Here is a 14,137-nt window from a genome sequence, read left to right as displayed (position 1 = left end):
TCGCTGCATCAGCAAACCTCCCTTGCGCATGGCCACACCAGCCCCAATTCATCACGCAGAATGACAAAACCTTATCCCGCGGAAACATTGCTGATCGAGGGGCCGGACGCGATGGCGTTCGCACACGCCCAGTTCAGCAGCAACGTCATGGCGCTCGCTACCGGGCACTGGCAATTCAGTGCCTGGCTGGACCCGCAAGGTCGCGTCAAGACGTTCTTCCATCTCGCCCGCATTGCCGACGATCAGTTGCTGCTGCTGTTGCGTGGTGGCAATGCCGCAATCACGACTGAGGCATTACGGCGTTTTGTGTTTCGTTCAAAACTGACGCTGACAGCACTCACGCCGCGCGCATTGTCTGCTGGCCCATCGCTGTCTTTGCATGCCGTCCGTCACGACCGGGAAAATCTTTTGCTTGGTTGCGACACACACAGCTTGCAGATCTCCAGCGAAGGCATCGGCGATGGCGCATGGCGTTTGCCGCAGCTGCGCGAAGGCTGGCCGTGGTTGCCCGATGTGTTGTTGAACGAACTGCTGCCGCCCGCGTTATCGCTGCAGAGGCTGCAGGCTGTGGTGATCGACAAGGGTTGTTATCCAGGCCAGGAGATTGTTGCGCGACTGCATTTTCGCGGCGGCAACAAAAAGCATCTTCATCGGATCGAATTATCGTCACCGAAAATTCCCGGTGAAATATTGCGTGTCGATGCGCATGAAAAAGGTTGTCTGCTTGATGTCGTCAACAGCGATATCGGTATCGAAGCATTGGCCGTGTTGAACGATGATGTTGTTGCGCAAGCCATCAATGGACAACTTGATTCGATGGATGATGACTTGATGATACGTCTTCGCGAAACGTGGAACGTTTGAGCATCATGTGATGTCGAAACATCGTTCGGCCATGCAAACAACGTGATGATTGAAAGTGAGTGAAGGTTAAATTCACAAACCTAGGCACTTGCCATCAGAGAAATCCGCCACTACGCTCCGCCAACTATTAAAAAACGGCGTCTCGAAATACCGACACCGAATTACGCGACGAACCGGAAGAATCCGAATCGGCGCGACCCGACACTGAACTGTCGGATGGCATAACCGCCTCGCCTCAGCGAGTGCAGACAAGTTGCAGGCAGCGCAGCCACAAAGGCATGTGCAACGCCAGGCGACACTTACCCCGATCGGCATCGAATCCGCCGTACGGAACGCCACAATCCCGTGGCAAAGCGCTCAACCACCGAATCAGGTTGCAGCGATTGATCCAGATGGAACGGCCTGCCAGCCCGTCCATCGCAATGGCGTTCCAAAGCAGACGTTTAGCTTTGGGCGTACAGCACGTTGGAGGCAGAACGACCAATGAAATTATCCATGCTGTTGTGGCTGACCTCTCTCATGCCACAACCAGTTGCGGACCAGGCCTGTCTGGCCACAACCGTCTATCTGGAAGCACGCAGTGAACCCATGAACGGACAGTTGGCCGTTGCGGAAGTCGCCATGCGACGTCGCGATCGAGGCAGCTGGGGCAATACCGTTTGTGAAGTTGTCAGTGCACCACACCAATTCGCAACCACCACCACACCAGGTTCTTTCGACGTATCCAACCTCGATGCTTTCCACAAGGCCTGGCAGGTTGCAGGAAAATCAATACAGAACTGGCAACTGCCGATTGCACAGCGAAAGATGCTTGTACCGCGCGCCGATCATTTCGCGACAGTCGCTGTTTCTCCTGCGTGGTCGCGCAATCGCCACACGGTGACCATCGGCGAACATGCCTTTTATGCAGTGAATTGATTCATACATCGCATATTCGACAAAAATAAAAAGCCCTCGATTGAGGGCTTTTTATTTGGACGGCTAAATGTCTAGACGCCTATTTCAGCGAACGTAGACGTGACCATCATGGATCGAAACGTAAGCGCCAGGGCGCACACCCGGATCCTCGCGCTGAGTAACGGTGGCGTACTGACCGTTATCCATCTGCACCACGATGCGCCAGGCGGTGCTGTTGGCATTATTGGCATCGTTATTCTTGCCAATCTGGTTACCGACAAGGCCACCACCCACGGCACCAACGACGGTGGCCGCGGTGCGCCCGTCACCCTTGCCGATCGTGCTGCCCAGCACCCCGCCAGCGACGGCACCGATCACGGCACCCAAGGTGCCGCCGTTACCACTGCCGCCACCCTGGACGTAAACCTGATCGACCTGCTGCACAACACCGCAGCTCAGGCAGCGGTTCGTGTAGCCGGAACGCTGCTGGTAGCCGCCGTATTGAGGTGTCACGCAACCGGCAAGCGTAACGCTCGCTACCATTGCAACAATCAAGGGAAAATGGATGGATCGTAATTTCATGGTCATCGTTTTCATATTCATTGATCCAACTTAGCGAGCGTCAGAAACGGCGATTATTCCCTGCTGCACTTGTACACGATCGCCCGGATCGTGATCCATACGAACAGTGCGGGTGACACCGTTATAGACGTAATGCACATCAAAGGCGACAACCTTGCTGCTGGTGTTATCGACCGTATCGCATCGACGCTCCACCGTCTGGGTTACCTGCCCTTGTTGATGAGCCGCTTCAATGCGGTTACCGGCGTAACCACCACCGACCGCACCAGCCACCGTCGTGAGTGTGTTACCCCTGCCACCGCCAACCATATGACCCAGCAGGCCACCCGCGACGGCACCGATAGCGGTGCCAGCGATACGATTTTGATCCCTTGGTGGCGCAGTATGAGTAATCACCTGGTCATGGCAGACGCGCTGCGGATCGTTGATGGACTGGCGCACCGGCTCCACGCTCACGACCTGGGCGTACTGGGGGCCATTGTCAGGCGCAGGCTGCGGTGCCGGCGCCGCAGCGACATTGCTGCCATTCGACATGGCCGCTGCATCGCTCGAGGTATCCGCGGCCGCATTGCGGTTACAGGCCGACAGCCCCAGTGCGAGCGCTGCGGTGATTGCTATGTTGAGCGTGTTGATCATCAGCCTGTTCATTACTATCTCCCTTGTTTGTTTAAGTGAAGTATCCGAAGCCCGGTAACGCCGAAGCAATTACTTGCGACACTATTGAACGGTTATGCAACTGAATCAGAGCTAGACCGGGTTAACTACACAATTTTCACATCCGCATTGCAGATGGCTGCCTCGGACAAGCCCTGGACACAAATCATGCTCAAGCTCGCCGACAGTCACGTGCATCTCGATGCTGCCGCCTTTGCAGAGGATCGAGATGCCGTAATAACGCGCGCCGCGGATGCCGGCGTCAGCACCCTGATTCTGCCTGCCGTCGACGCGGCCAGCTGGTCGGGAATCAGGGCGCTCAGCGAGGTGAACGAACATGTCTTTCCCGCTTTCGGTCTGCATCCGATGTATCTGGCGCAACATGTGCCCGAGCATGTCGACCAACTCGCCACCTGGTTAGCCCACGGCGACGCAGTGGCGGTGGGCGAGATCGGACTGGACTTTCATGTGGCGGGTCTTGATCCGCAACAGCAGCGCGAATACTTCCTGAAACAACTGAAGCTTGCGCAACAATTTGATCTGCCGGTGATCATGCATGCCCGCGGCGCACTGGAAGAAGTCATCCAGACTCTGCGGCGCATGCCCGGCCTTCGTGGTGTCGTGCACAGCTTTTCCGGCAGTGAACAGCAGGCGAAGCAACTGTGGCAGATGGGTTTTCATATCGGCATCGGCGGCCCAGTCACTTATGATCGGGCTCAGCGACTGCGCCGAATCGTGGCCGCGATGCCGCTCGAGTTTCTGCTGCTGGAAAGCGACGCACCCGATCAACCGGATGCCGCGCACCGCGGCCAACGCAACGAACCTGCATACGTCGTCGATGTATTGCAATGCATTGCCGCACTGCGCGACGAACCCCGAGCCGACGTTGCCGCCACCACTACCGACAACACACGACGCCTGTTCGGCCTCGATCGTTCACATCGGTAGTCACTTCCACCGATCGACCGATTGACTCTTGCAGCCACGGCGGCATATTGCTATCTTTTACTTCACTGGTGAAATATAAGCTGATGAAATGGCGTCGCTGACGAAGTGTATCGACATGATGAATGAGGGAATCGAGCGAACGATTCGGCTCATTCCGCAGCTGCCTGTGGCCGAGGCCAAGCTGAGTCGACTGATGCTGATGGTCAGCGGCAGCCTTAACGACGAGCTCGAGCTTGAGCTGAAACCGTACAAGCTCAACCACAGCGAGTTTCTCACGCTGATGTTTTTGAACAGTCGGCCCGAAAGTAGCTCAACCCCCGGCGAGCTGTGCGAGTTCACCAAGCAGGGGGCGACCAACATGACCCGCATCGGCAACGCGCTGGTCAAGCGCGGCCTGATCACCCGCGGCGGTAGCGATGACGACCGCCGCCGGGTGGTGATTCGCATCACCGCCGCCGGGAAACGCCTGATCCTGAAAATGCTCCCCCCGCTGTTCCCCCGCCTGGACGCGATGTTTGTCGGCTTCAGCGATGTCGACAAACGCAACCTGAGCCGGCTGCTGCGAAAGCTGGCCCATAACCTCGATCAGGCCGATTCGGATATCCAGGCGTGAACGCCGGGACCATGAAGGCAACGAAATGAAGACTGCTCTGATAAAGCCTGCCCCTGTAAAGCTTGCCCTGATGCGTCGCTACACTGCGATGCTGTCGCTGACGCTGCTGCTTGGTGCCTGCGCGGCACCGGCGAAGCTCAGCCATCCGGTGCTGCGCGACGACGTTCCCCTCGCCGGCCTGCAAACAGCGACCCGCGATGGCTGGCCGGACGCGCAATGGTGGCATGCCTACGGCGATCCGCAGCTGGATCAGCTGATCACGATCGCGCTCAAGAACTCACCCGATCTCGAGCAGGCGCGCAGCCGCCTGCTCAATGCCCAACAGTCGGTACGTCTGGCGGCGGCGCAGGCCGGGCTCAACATCAACGGCAGTGCGCAGTTCGAACGTCAGCGCATAAGCAAGAACGGCATCATCAGCCTGCTGCCGCAAAACTTCACGATCGACCCCTGGTACAACCAGGCCGACCTCGGTCTGCAGGCGCAATATACGTTCGACTGGTGGGGCAAGAAGCGCTCGAGCATCGAGGCTGCACTTGATCAGGCGCATGCCGCGGAAGCGCAACGCAGCGCCGCCGCGCTGACCATCCAGAATGCTGTCGCCGATACGTATTTTGGCTGGCAGGGCGACGAGGCACGACTGGCACTCTCCAACCAGCTGGTGGCCGCGCAAACCCGATTCCTGCATATCGCCGAACTGCGCGTGGCGCGCGGTGTCGATCTGGAGGACACCGCCCAGCAAGCCAAGGCTGATCTGGCCGCGGCGCGCGAAATGAACGTGGCGCTAGTCGGCTCGGCCGCGATCCGCAAGGTGGCGCTGGCTTCGCTGCTGGGTATCGCGCCTGCCGACCTGCCGACCCTGCAGGTAAAGCCGCTGCCCGAAGTGGACAGCCGCGTCCCAGCCGATGCACGACTCGACCTGATCGCACGACGCCCCGATATCGCCGCCAGCCGCTGGCAAGTCGAAGCGGCGCTGAAACAGACCGAGGTGGCGCGTGCGCAGTTTTTCCCCGACCTCAGCATCAGCGCGATGGCGGGCCTGTCCAGCCTTGAGGTGGGCAAACTGCTCAGCACCGACAGCCGCGCGTTCTCGCTAACGCCGGCGCTGCATCTGCCCATCTTCGAAGGCGGCCAGCTGCAGGCCAATTACGGCATCAGCAAGGCGCAGCTGGCGGGCGCAGTGGCCGGCTACAACAGCACCGTTATCGACGCGGCGCGCGACGTGGCTAATCAGGCGCTCACCGCGCAGCAGATTGCGGCACGGCGCAAAGAGCAATCGGCCCAGATCACCGCCAACGAGCGCCTGGTGGCGACTGCGCAAGCGCGCCAGAACCAGGGCGTACGCGACGCCCGGGAGAGCATCGCTGCCGCCGCACAGCTGCTACAGCAGCGCGATGATGCCGCCAGCCTGCAAGCACAGGCCGTATCCACCGATCTGGCCTTGATCAAGGCGCTGGGTGGCGGTTATCACGCCTCCAGCGACACGGCATCCGCCAAGACATCCTCCCCCTCCCCTTCGAACCCGTCCGGAGACGACGCCCATGAGCGCCACTGAGTCCGACAAGCCCCAGAACGCCGACACCCATGACAGCGGCATGGCGGCCAAGAATCCGGCCAAGCGTCGCAAGACGCTGCTGATCGTGCTGTTGATCTTCATCGCTGCCGGCATCATCTGGTTGCTGTTGTGGTTGCTGGTTTTCTCCACCCGTGAAACCACCGACGATGCTTATGTCGGCGGCAATCAGGTGGCGATTTCTGCCCAGGTACCCGGTACCGTCGTGGCCATTCTTGCCGACGACACCCAGCACGTCGAAGCAGGCCAGATCCTGGTCAAACTCGACAATACCGATGCCAGCGTCCGTCTGGCCCAGGCCGAGGCCACACTGGCATCGGCTGTGCGCCAGGTACGTCAGCAGACTGATTCAGCCAGCGGTAGCGATGCCGCCGTCGCCGAACAACAAGTGGCTCTGAAGAAAGCCGAAGCCGATCTCAAACGCCGCCTGCCGCTAGTGGCGCAACAGGCTGAGGCGCCGGAAACCATCCAGCATTTGCGCGATGCCGTAGCCCAGGCCCGCGCCGCGCTGAACACCGCACAGGCACAGGCTTCGGCCCAACACGCGTCGATCTCAGGCACCGACATCGCCAACAACCCATCCGTGCTGCAGGCGCGCGCGAATTTTCGCGCCATGTGGGTGGCTGCGCAGCGCAATGCGATCTACGCGCCGGTCTCCGGCTACGTGGCCCAGCGCAGCGTGCAAGTGGGCAACAGCGTGCAGGCGGGCCAGCAGCTGATGACCGTGCTGCCACTGCATAACCTGTGGATCGACGCCAACTTCAAGGAAAGCCAGCTGCGCCACATTCGCATCGGCCAGCCAGCCAAAATCGAAGCCGACATCTACGGTGGCAGCGTCGAGTATCACGGCAAGGTGATCGGTCTGGGCGCCGGCACCGGCAGCGTGTTCTCCCTGCTGCCCGCGCAGAACGCCACGGGCAACTGGATCAAGGTGGTGCAGCGCGTGCCGGTGAGGATTGCGCTGGACAATCAGGAACTGGACAAGCACCCGCTGCGCATCGGCCTGTCCAGCGACGTCACGGTCAACATCACCGATGACAAAGGTCCGGTGCTGGCACCGCAAGGCGAGCGCGAACCGGTGGCCGAAACCACCGTCTACGAACAGATGGCCAGCAAGGCCGATGCCGAGGCAGACAAGGTGATCCAGGCCAATCTCGGTTCATCGAACAAAACCAGCAGCGACCGCCCGAACTGAAGTCGAGTCCCGAGAGCCTGCTCATGATCTACCCGTACCTCGCGTTGTCATCGAGCGGTCGCCAGGTGGTAGGGCGTGGCGCCGGCTTGCCTGGCTGGCAAGCCAAGTCGCGCGCTGCCGCATGGCGGCCGCTCGGTGGCAACCCTGCGGGCCGGGGCTGTTTGCCCGCATCCCGGCGTCATCACTCCGTCGTGGACCGACGTCCACTCTCTCGTTCTTCCTTGGCCTGCGCGCAAACAGCTCCCGGCGCGGGGCACGGGGAGATCATGAACAGGCTCTAAGCCCATGGCCGCCATTTCTTCCGATGCCACACCCGCCGATGCGACGCCGCTGAAGCCACTGCAAGGCGCCATGCTGGCGCTGATGACCGTCGCCGTCGCGTTCAGCACCTTCATGGAAGTGCTGGACACGACGATCGTCAACGTCGCTGTACCGCACATAGCCGGCAGCCTGGGCGTGAGCCCGAATGAAGGCACCTGGGCGATCAGCTCATACTCGATGGCCAGCGCGATCATGCAGCCGCTGACCGGGTGGATCGCCAAGCGCTTCGGCGAAGTGCGCACCTTCGTCGTGTCGGTCGGCTTGTTCGTGGTGTTTTCGATGATGTGCGGCATGGTCACCAGCATGCCGATGCTGGTCGTCGCCCGCCTGCTGCAGGGCGCCGGCTCCGGCCCGATGGTGGCGCTGGCGCTCTCGCTGCTGCTGGCCAATTACCCCAAGAGCAAACAGGGCATGGCGCTGGCGCTGTGGGCGATGACCGTGGTGATCGCGCCCGTGCTGGGGCCGATTCTCGGTGGCTGGCTGACCGACAACTATTCGTGGCCATGGATCTTCTACATCAATGTGCCGGTGGGCATCATGGCGGCGGTGTCGACCTGGTTCCTGCTGCACAAGCGCGAGTCGAAGATGGTGTACGCGCCGATCGACATGATCGGCCTCGTGCTGCTCGTGCTCGGCATCGGCTGCCTGCAGTTCATGCTGGACAATGGCAACGACAAGGACTGGTTCTCTTCGCCACTGATTCTTGTCCTCGGCCTGGTGGCGCTCGTGAGCCTGGTTTTTCTGGTCGTCTGGGAGCTCAATGCAAAGTACCCAGTCATCGACCTGTCGCTGTTCAAACAGCGCAATTTCACCATCGGCGTGATCGCGATGTCGCTGGGCATGCTGGCGTTCTTTGCCATCAACGTGGTGTCGCCGCTGTGGCTGCAGACCACGCTGGGATATACCGCAAGCTGGTCCGGCCTTACCAGTGCGTGGGTCGGGGTACTGGCGTTCCTGTTCTCGCCGCTGGTTGGCAGCCTGCTGGGCAAGTTCGATCTACGGGCAATGATTACTACGGCGTTTGTGATCCTGGCCAGCTGCTCGCTCTGGCTATCTACCTTCGACAGCAGTGTGTCCTACATCAACATGGTCTGGCCGCGGCTAGTGATGGGCATTGGCATTCCGCTGTTCTTCATTCCGCTGAACCAGATCTACCTGTCGGGCCTGCCACCGGAGCAGATCGCCAGCGCCTCCGGCCTGGCCAATTTCTTCCGCACACTGGGCGCCAGCGTATCCACGGCGATTACCGTGACACTGTGGCAGCACCGTACCGAGTTTCATCACGCCACACTGACGGAAAACATCACGGCAGCGGCGCCCGCCACCACCGGATTCCTGCAGCAATTGAAGGGCGCGGGACTGGCCAGCCAACAGGGCCTGAGCGTGGTGGAACAGCTGCTCAGCAAGGAAGCGGCCACCCTGGCCGTCAACGACGTATTTTGGGCCTGCAGCATCGTCTTCATCTTGCTGATCCCGGTGCTCTGGCTCGCCCGACCGCCGTTTGGCAATGCCAGCGGTGCGCCAGGCCACTGAATAACCCAAAGCCGCCGATTGCTGCACCCCACCATCCGCAGCAATTTCTGCAGCAAGGGATGGCTGGTGCAGCGCAATACCTTCTGGTAGTTTGTGCGGCATGGCACAAACCAAACGCATCATCAAGAAGTATCCAAACCGGCGTCTTTATGACACGGAGATCTCCAGCTACATCACGCTGGAAGAGGTCCGACAGCTGGTACTGGACAACGAGGATTTCGAAGTCCGCGATGCCAAGTCCGGTGAGGATCTGACGCGTTCGGTACTGCTGCAGATCATCTCCGAGAATGAGGGCGATGGGCAGCCGATGCTTTCGCCGCAGCTGCTCAGCCAGATCATCCGGTTCTACGGCGATTCGCTGCAGGGTTTCATGGGACCGTATCTGGAGCGCAGCCTGCAGGTCTTTCTCGACCAGCAGACGCAGTTCCGCAGCCAGCTCAACAGCTTGATGGGCCAGACGCCCTGGACCATGTTGAACGACCTGACCGAGCGCAATATGGACGCATGGAAGGCGATGCAACGTGGCTTCATGGATACCGCCGCACAGGTGGTCCAACCGCCCGGCAGCACCGGTCGCGGCGGCAAGAAGCCCGGCTGAGCTGCCCCCTGGGCGTCAAACCACGCTGACGCATCGTGTGTCCTTTTCCTTATCTTCATCCGCTGCGGCACAGCACGTGCTGCCCTGCGGCATGATTCAGACAATGTTGGAAAGTCCATGAGTGCATCTGTCGCTCACAAGCGCATCGCGATTGTCACCGGCGGTATCGGTGGTCTGGGCACGGAAATATGCCGCCACCTGACAAAGGCTGGACGCCGGGTGGTTGCCGTAGACCTGGCTGTGCGCGAAGAGCGTGTCGCCCAATTCTACGAAGACGTCGCCGACTTGGGCGAGGCGATCAGCTTCGAGCCGGTCGACGTCACCGACTTTGACAGCTGCAGGCAGCTCGTTTCGCGGATCGAAGCCGAACACGGCAGTGTGGACATACTGGTCAATGCTGCCGGCATCACTCGCGACGCCAGTTTGCGCAAGATGACACCCGAGCAATGGCATCAGCTGATGCAGGTAAATCTCGACGGCGTGTTCAACATGTGCCGCAACGTCATCGAGGGCATGATCGAGCGCGAGTTCGGCCGCATCATCAATATCAGTTCGGTGAATGGACAAACCGGCCAGTTCGGGCAGACGAACTATTCGGCGGCCAAGGCCGGCGTGCACGGTTTCAGCATGGCGCTGGCGCGCGAAACGGCGAGCAAGGGCATCACCGTGAATACGGTGTCGCCGGGCTACTGCGATACCCAGATGGTGGCAGCAGTATCCGAAGACATTCGCGAGCAGATCATCGCCAGCATCCCCGTGGGACGACTGGGTACACCGGGCGATATTGCGCGCGCCGTCGGTTTCTTCAACGCCGATGACACCGGTTACATCACCGGCGCCAACCTGCCGGTCAACGGCGGCTACTTCATGAGTTTTTAGTGGCGCAGCCCGCGGCGCGAGCCGTCGAGCTGGTTACTCTTGGACATTGAGACACTGGACTTGGCCGGCGGCAGATCAACACCGCGGGTTGTTTTACCTTCTTTGGAAAGCGGCATGGCGAAGCAACCCATTACCCTCATCGGCGGTGGTCTGGTCGGTGCACTGTTGGCCCAGCAGCTGGCGCAGCGCGGCTTTGCCGTCGAAGTATTCGAGAAGTTTCCCGATCCACGCTTTATCGGCTTCTCGGGTGGACGCTCGATCAATCTGGCCCTGGCTGAGCGAGGCTTGCAGGCTCTGCGCACCGCAGGCCTGGCTGACGATGTGCTGCGCCACGCCGTGATGATGCGTGGCCGGATGGTGCACGGTCGCGAAAACAGCACCAGTTTGCAGCGCTATGGCGTCGACGACAGCGAAGTTATCTGGTCGGTCTCACGCAGCACCTTGAATACCTTGCTGCTGGATGCCGCCGAGGCCGCAGGTGCGCAGATTCACTTCGGCCAGTCGCCGCACAACATCGACTTTGACAGCCAGCGTATGGACGTCACCGATGCGGCCGGAGCCACGCGCAGCGTGCCCTTCGGCATGCTGATTGGTGCCGATGGTGCCGGCTCCGGCGTGCGCGCCGCGATGAACGCCTACGCACCGCTGGGCGAACGTATCGAATCGCTGGGGCATGGGTACAAGGAACTGGAAATCCCCCCCACCGATGAACTGCCCACCTCACTCGTACGCGGCAACGGCGCCTACGGCCCGTTCGCGATCGAGCCGCATGCACTGCATATCTGGCCGCGCGGCGGCTACATGTGCATCGCGCTGCCCAATACCGAAGGCAGCTTCACGGTGACGCTGTTCCTGCCGAACGATGGCAGCGCACCGAGCTTTGCCAGCCTGCAGGATTCAAACGCCGCGGCGGCTTTTTTCCGCGAAGACTTCCCCGGCCTGCTGCCGCTGATCCCCAAATTTGCCGAAGATTACGACGGTCATCCCGTCGGTACCCTGTCTACGCTCTATCTGGACCGCTGGCATCTGGACGGTCGTGCGCTGTTGATCGGCGATGCCGCCCACGCGATCGTGCCGTTTCACGGCCAGGGCATGAACTGCGGTTTCGAGGACACCGTGGTGCTGACTGATCTGCTGGCCGAGGCACCGTGCGACAGCGCCGATGTATTTGCCGAGTTCCAGCGAATCCGCCGGCCCGACGCCAACGCGATTGCCACCATGGCGCTGGAAAACTACATCGAGATGCGCGACTCGGTGGCTGATCCGCACTATCTGGCTAAACGCGAGCTGGGCGTCCTGCTCGCCGAGCGAGCACCAGAGCACTACATGGCCCGCTATCGCATGGTTACCTTCACCCACCTACCCTATGCCTACGCGCTCGAACGCGGGCGGGCGCAGGACGCGCTACTTGATGAGTTGTTGCACAACTCGAACGATATCGCCAGCGTCAATCTCGATGCAGCGGTCACCCTGCTCAAAAACCGCCTGCCGCCATTACCTCCACTTCGTCATGATTGAAACACTGCTGCAGGCCTATGGCGAAACCGACTACCTGGTTTGCCTGAACGCCGCGACGTGGGCGTGCATTCGTATCGATCAGACACTCCCGGAGTCTTTGCAGCTAGAGGTTGGCACACGCTCGTGGGGATTTATCACGGCATGGAATCCTCACTCGAAAGCCAGTGCATCGGCTGACAATCATGCTGCGCAGCGTGCGTTGCTTGTGGCACTGCAAGCCCTACCTGAAAGCGTGATCTTTTCCGCCATCGGTATCGGCAACAGCGGCTGGTACGAACCCAGTCTCTTCGTGATCGGCCCCGATCAATCAACGCTTGATGCGCTGGCTCATCGCTATCAACAAAACGCCTATGTTTATGGCCAAGGCAGCGAGATCGCTCATTTATGCGTCTTGTCTCCTTGAGTTGATGACAGCACGCCGCATGGACAAGCGCCTCGCGCATTGCGGACAATCAAGGGAATGACTGCCGCTCCTACTGCTGCTCCCAATAACACGCCCCTGCTTGAAGCGCGGGCCCTGAGCTTTCATCGCCAGGAAGAACCGGTATTTGCGGCACTGGATTTTCGTCTGTGCGAGGGCGAGCTGGCCCTTATTGAGGGTGACAACGGCAGTGGCAAGACCACCCTGATGCGGATTCTCGCCGGTTTGCTGCATGTCGACGAAGGCGAACTTTATTGGCGCGGCGAACCACTGCTGCAGCGCGACCGCTGCATCGGCGAAATTCTTTTCCTCGGCCATCAGCTGGGGCTGAAAGCCGATCTCAGCCCATCGGAGAATCTGCGAATTTCCCTCGGCCTGCACGGCTGCCGCGAGCAGGTCAGCATCGCTTCGGCGCTCGCCGAGATTGGCCTGAGCGGTTACGACGATGAATCCGTGCGCCGACTGTCCGCCGGCCAGAAAAAGCGCGTGGCGCTGGCCCGGCTGCTTTTGCTTCCGGCCACACTGTGGTTGCTCGATGAGCCTTACGCCAACCTCGATCGCACCGGTATCGCACTGGTTAATCGGCTACTGGAAAATCATCTCGCGTGCGGTGGCGCAGCGCTGGTCGCCAGCCATGGTGCGGTGAGCTTTCACGGTGGCGAGCCGCAACGCATCCGGATGCATGCATGAATCCGCCGGGACTCACCACCGCCTGCGCAGCAATGTTGCGGCGCGATCTCACGCTGGCGTGGCGACGACGCGGCGATATCGCGATGCCGGTGCTATACGCACTCATCGTCACGATGCTGTTTCCGTTTGCGCTGGGGCCGGAAGATACCCTGCTGCAACGCATTGCTGGCGGCGTTGTACTGGTTACGGTGCTGCTGGCGATGCTGCTGGCACTCGACGCCATGTTCTCCAGTGATATCGAGGACGGCTCACTGGAGCAGCTGGTGCTGGCCCCGCAGCCGCTGGCGCTGATGCTGGCGATGAAGATCCTGGCCCATTGGCTGACCACGGCGCTGCCATTGATCGTGATCGCGCCGCTGCTGGCCGGCATGTTGCACCTGCCTACTGCCGTGATGCCGGTGCTGGTGCTGGCCTTGCTGCTGTCGACACCGATGCTCAGCCTGCTGGGCGCGATTCTGGTGGCGCTGACGGCCGGCACGCGGCGCTCTGGTATGCTGCTTGCTCTGATGTTGTTACCGCTGTGCGTGCCGGTCGTGATCTTTGCCGCAGGCGCCGTGGCAGCATCCCAGCAAGGGTTGCCCTGGCTCGCCCCCATCGCCTGGCTGGGCGCTGCGCTGGTGCTATTGCTGGTGCTGGCACCCCTGGCTTGCGCGGCCGCTCTTCGTATTGCTCTGGACGCTTAAAGAGTCTGCCCATGATCTCCAACCCCCCCGCGTTGCCATTGAGCGGTCGCCAGGCGGTAGTGCGTGGCGCAGTGCCTGACTGGTGGTCAGGTCAAGTCGCGCGCTACCGCCTGGTGGCCGCTCAATGGCAACCCTCCGGGTCAGGCCTGTTTGCGCACATGACCGCGTCAT

Annotated in this window: 15 protein-coding genes; 13 read left to right on the top strand and 2 right to left on the bottom strand. The window is 60.8% G+C overall.

What is annotated here, in order from left to right; genetic code table 11:
• The first annotated feature begins 60 nt into the window (after positions 1–60).
• The gene (locus HDE79_RS17935; RefSeq protein WP_184603966.1) at positions 61–864 is read left to right on the top strand and encodes a folate-binding protein YgfZ; all 804 of its coding nucleotides are present in this window, start codon (positions 61–63) and stop codon (positions 862–864) included.
• A gap of 483 nt (positions 865–1,347) precedes the next feature.
• Entirely contained in the window at positions 1,348–1,782 is a 435-nt protein-coding gene (locus HDE79_RS17930) for a cell wall hydrolase (RefSeq protein ID WP_255483571.1), read from the top strand.
• 84 nt (positions 1,783–1,866) lie between these two features.
• Here HDE79_RS17930 and HDE79_RS17925 read toward each other — a convergent pair whose 3' ends face one another.
• Both HDE79_RS17925 and HDE79_RS17920 read right to left on the bottom strand, forming a co-directional pair.
• The gene (locus tag HDE79_RS17925) at positions 1,867–2,343 is read right to left on the bottom strand and encodes a glycine zipper 2TM domain-containing protein (RefSeq protein WP_184603964.1); all 477 of its coding nucleotides are present in this window, start codon (positions 2,341–2,343) and stop codon (positions 1,867–1,869) included.
• 30 nt (positions 2,344–2,373) lie between these two features.
• A complete protein-coding gene (locus HDE79_RS17920; RefSeq protein ID WP_184603963.1) occupies positions 2,374–2,991 on the bottom strand; it encodes a glycine zipper 2TM domain-containing protein in 618 nt (205 codons plus the stop codon).
• 174 nt (positions 2,992–3,165) lie between these two features.
• Between HDE79_RS17920 and HDE79_RS17915 the strand changes: the two genes are divergently transcribed.
• The 11 genes from HDE79_RS17915 (at position 3,166) to ccmB (ending at position 13,966) form a co-directional block, all read left to right on the top strand.
• Positions 3,166–3,945 carry a TatD family hydrolase gene (locus HDE79_RS17915; protein WP_184603961.1) on the top strand — a complete coding sequence of 260 codons (780 nt, stop codon included), beginning with the start codon at positions 3,166–3,168 and terminating at the stop codon, positions 3,943–3,945.
• A gap of 88 nt (positions 3,946–4,033) precedes the next feature.
• Entirely contained in the window at positions 4,034–4,558 is a 525-nt protein-coding gene (locus tag HDE79_RS17910) for a MarR family transcriptional regulator (protein ID WP_184603960.1), read from the top strand.
• A 25-nt stretch (positions 4,559–4,583) separates the two neighbouring features.
• Positions 4,584–6,110: an efflux transporter outer membrane subunit gene (locus HDE79_RS17905; RefSeq protein ID WP_184603958.1), complete on the top strand. Its 1,527-nt coding sequence runs from the start codon at positions 4,584–4,586 to the stop codon at positions 6,108–6,110.
• Positions 6,097–7,323: an HlyD family efflux transporter periplasmic adaptor subunit gene (locus tag HDE79_RS17900; RefSeq protein ID WP_184603956.1), complete on the top strand. Its 1,227-nt coding sequence runs from the start codon at positions 6,097–6,099 to the stop codon at positions 7,321–7,323. Before HDE79_RS17905 ends, HDE79_RS17900 begins: the two co-directional genes overlap by 14 nt.
• Before the next feature lie 285 nt (positions 7,324–7,608).
• Positions 7,609–9,177 carry a DHA2 family efflux MFS transporter permease subunit gene (locus HDE79_RS17895; RefSeq protein ID WP_184603955.1) on the top strand — a complete coding sequence of 523 codons (1,569 nt, stop codon included), beginning with the start codon at positions 7,609–7,611 and terminating at the stop codon, positions 9,175–9,177.
• Between the two features lie 100 nt (positions 9,178–9,277).
• Entirely contained in the window at positions 9,278–9,775 is a 498-nt protein-coding gene (gene phaR / locus HDE79_RS17890) for a polyhydroxyalkanoate synthesis repressor PhaR (protein WP_184603953.1), read from the top strand.
• A gap of 117 nt (positions 9,776–9,892) precedes the next feature.
• Positions 9,893–10,654, top strand: a complete 762-nt coding sequence (gene phbB, locus HDE79_RS17885) for an acetoacetyl-CoA reductase (RefSeq protein ID WP_184603951.1) — start codon at positions 9,893–9,895, stop codon at positions 10,652–10,654.
• Between the two features lie 114 nt (positions 10,655–10,768).
• Positions 10,769–12,172, top strand: a complete 1,404-nt coding sequence (locus tag HDE79_RS17880; RefSeq protein ID WP_184603949.1) for an NAD(P)/FAD-dependent oxidoreductase — start codon at positions 10,769–10,771, stop codon at positions 12,170–12,172.
• Positions 12,165–12,575, top strand: coding sequence for a DUF3293 domain-containing protein (locus HDE79_RS17875; protein WP_184603947.1), 411 nt, complete (start codon positions 12,165–12,167; stop codon positions 12,573–12,575). The genes HDE79_RS17880 and HDE79_RS17875 overlap by 8 nt, the downstream gene beginning before the upstream one ends.
• A gap of 57 nt (positions 12,576–12,632) precedes the next feature.
• Positions 12,633–13,283, top strand: coding sequence for a cytochrome c biogenesis heme-transporting ATPase CcmA (gene ccmA, locus HDE79_RS17870; RefSeq protein ID WP_184603946.1), 651 nt, complete (start codon positions 12,633–12,635; stop codon positions 13,281–13,283).
• Positions 13,280–13,966, top strand: a complete 687-nt coding sequence (gene ccmB / locus HDE79_RS17865) for a heme exporter protein CcmB (protein WP_184603944.1) — start codon at positions 13,280–13,282, stop codon at positions 13,964–13,966. Before ccmA ends, ccmB begins: the two co-directional genes overlap by 4 nt.
• Positions 13,967–14,137 lie beyond the last annotated feature (171 nt).

The sequence above is a fragment of the Rhodanobacter sp. MP1X3 genome, from assembly GCF_014207165.1.
Classification (GTDB): domain Bacteria; phylum Pseudomonadota; class Gammaproteobacteria; order Xanthomonadales; family Rhodanobacteraceae; genus Rhodanobacter.
This window is presented reverse-complemented; position numbering and strand designations above follow the sequence as displayed.

What these genes read in the sequence shown, in the direction of transcription:
- HDE79_RS17935 (WP_184603966.1), top strand. Translation starts at nt 61, where the DNA reads ATGACAAAACCTTATCCCGCGGAAACATTGCTGATCGAGGGGCCGGAC.
- HDE79_RS17930 (WP_255483571.1), top strand. Translation starts at nt 1,348, where the DNA reads ATGAAATTATCCATGCTGTTGTGGCTGACCTCTCTCATGCCACAACCA.
- HDE79_RS17925 (WP_184603964.1), bottom strand. Translation starts at nt 2,343, where the DNA reads ATGAAATTACGATCCATCCATTTTCCCTTGATTGTTGCAATGGTAGCG.
- HDE79_RS17920 (WP_184603963.1), bottom strand. Translation starts at nt 2,991, where the DNA reads ATGAACAGGCTGATGATCAACACGCTCAACATAGCAATCACCGCAGCG.
- HDE79_RS17915 (WP_184603961.1), top strand. Translation starts at nt 3,166, where the DNA reads ATGCTCAAGCTCGCCGACAGTCACGTGCATCTCGATGCTGCCGCCTTT.
- HDE79_RS17910 (WP_184603960.1), top strand. Translation starts at nt 4,034, where the DNA reads ATGGCGTCGCTGACGAAGTGTATCGACATGATGAATGAGGGAATCGAG.
- HDE79_RS17905 (WP_184603958.1), top strand. Translation starts at nt 4,584, where the DNA reads ATGAAGACTGCTCTGATAAAGCCTGCCCCTGTAAAGCTTGCCCTGATG.
- HDE79_RS17900 (WP_184603956.1), top strand. Translation starts at nt 6,097, where the DNA reads ATGAGCGCCACTGAGTCCGACAAGCCCCAGAACGCCGACACCCATGAC.
- HDE79_RS17895 (WP_184603955.1), top strand. Translation starts at nt 7,609, where the DNA reads ATGGCCGCCATTTCTTCCGATGCCACACCCGCCGATGCGACGCCGCTG.
- phaR (WP_184603953.1), top strand. Translation starts at nt 9,278, where the DNA reads ATGGCACAAACCAAACGCATCATCAAGAAGTATCCAAACCGGCGTCTT.
- phbB (WP_184603951.1), top strand. Translation starts at nt 9,893, where the DNA reads ATGAGTGCATCTGTCGCTCACAAGCGCATCGCGATTGTCACCGGCGGT.
- HDE79_RS17880 (WP_184603949.1), top strand. Translation starts at nt 10,769, where the DNA reads ATGGCGAAGCAACCCATTACCCTCATCGGCGGTGGTCTGGTCGGTGCA.
- HDE79_RS17875 (WP_184603947.1), top strand. Translation starts at nt 12,165, where the DNA reads ATGATTGAAACACTGCTGCAGGCCTATGGCGAAACCGACTACCTGGTT.
- ccmA (WP_184603946.1), top strand. Translation starts at nt 12,633, where the DNA reads ATGACTGCCGCTCCTACTGCTGCTCCCAATAACACGCCCCTGCTTGAA.
- ccmB (WP_184603944.1), top strand. Translation starts at nt 13,280, where the DNA reads ATGAATCCGCCGGGACTCACCACCGCCTGCGCAGCAATGTTGCGGCGC.